The organism is Ruicaihuangia caeni, assembly GCF_029952955.1.
In the GTDB taxonomy this organism is placed as follows: domain Bacteria; phylum Actinomycetota; class Actinomycetes; order Actinomycetales; family Microbacteriaceae; genus Ruicaihuangia; species Ruicaihuangia caeni.
In genome coordinates this window covers 1-968 of the sequence record NZ_JASATX010000010.1, presented here as the reverse complement: position 1 = coordinate 968, position 968 = coordinate 1, and the positions used below count along the sequence as shown (strand labels likewise).

1 protein-coding gene is annotated in these 968 nt (G+C 65.1%); it reads left to right on the top strand.

Going from position 1 to position 968, the window contains the following annotated elements:
- The coding region (locus QF206_RS12435) for an IS3 family transposase (RefSeq protein ID WP_281489566.1) at nt 1-953 on the top strand (953 nt) is incomplete at its 5' end.
- Nucleotides 954-968 lie beyond the last annotated feature (15 nt).

Here is a 968-nt window from a genome sequence, read left to right as displayed (position 1 = left end):
CGTTTGCCGTGGTAGTCGCCTTCGTCGACGATCACCGGGACCGGTTCGGGGTCGAGCCGATCTGCCGCGTGCTCACCGAGCACGGCGTGAAGATCGCCCCGTCCGGGTACTACGCGTTCAAGAGCCGGCCCGCGTCCGCGCGCTCGCAACGCGATGCGGAGTTGAGCGTGCAGATCGAGCGGGTGTTCTGGGACCGCAAGCTCGGGCGCGGGATCAGCGGCGCCCGGAAGATCTGGCGGCTGCTCAGACGCGAGGGCATCGTCGTGGCCCGGTGCACGGTCGAGCGCCTCATGCGGCAGCTGGGACTGCGCGGGATCCGCCGCGGCAAGCAGTTCATCACCACGAAAGCAGACAGCCCATCGTTCCGGCCGCCGGATCACGTGCAGCGCTGTTTCCGTGCGGATCGACCGAACGAGCTGTGGGTGGTCGACTTCACCTATGTGCCGACGTGGTCCGGGATGGCGTTCACCGCGTTCGTCACCGACGTCTTCTCTCGCCGGATCGTGGGGTGGCGAACTATGAGTCGAATGCCGACCGATCTGCCACTGGATGCCCTCGAGATGGCGCTATGGGTGCGTAATCGCGCAGGCGAGGACGTTACCGGGCTCATTCAACATTCGGACGCCGGAGCTCAATACACCGCGCTGCGCTACTCCGAACGGCTCGCGGACGTCGGCGCGATCGCCTCCATCGGGACCGTCGGGGACAGCTATGACAATGCCCTCGCAGAGACCGTCGTCGGGCTCTACAAGACCGAGTGCGTCAAGATCGACGGCCCATTCCGCACCGCCGACGACCTCGAACTCGCGACCCTGTCATGGGTGCACTGGTTCAACGAGCACCGCCTGCACTCCTCGATCGACTACCTCACGCCGATCGAGAAGGAGAACTGCTACTACCGTGAGATCAACTCCCAGAACCAGTCGGCTCTGGGAGAACTCGCCCTCCACTAAACCCGGGGCGATTCA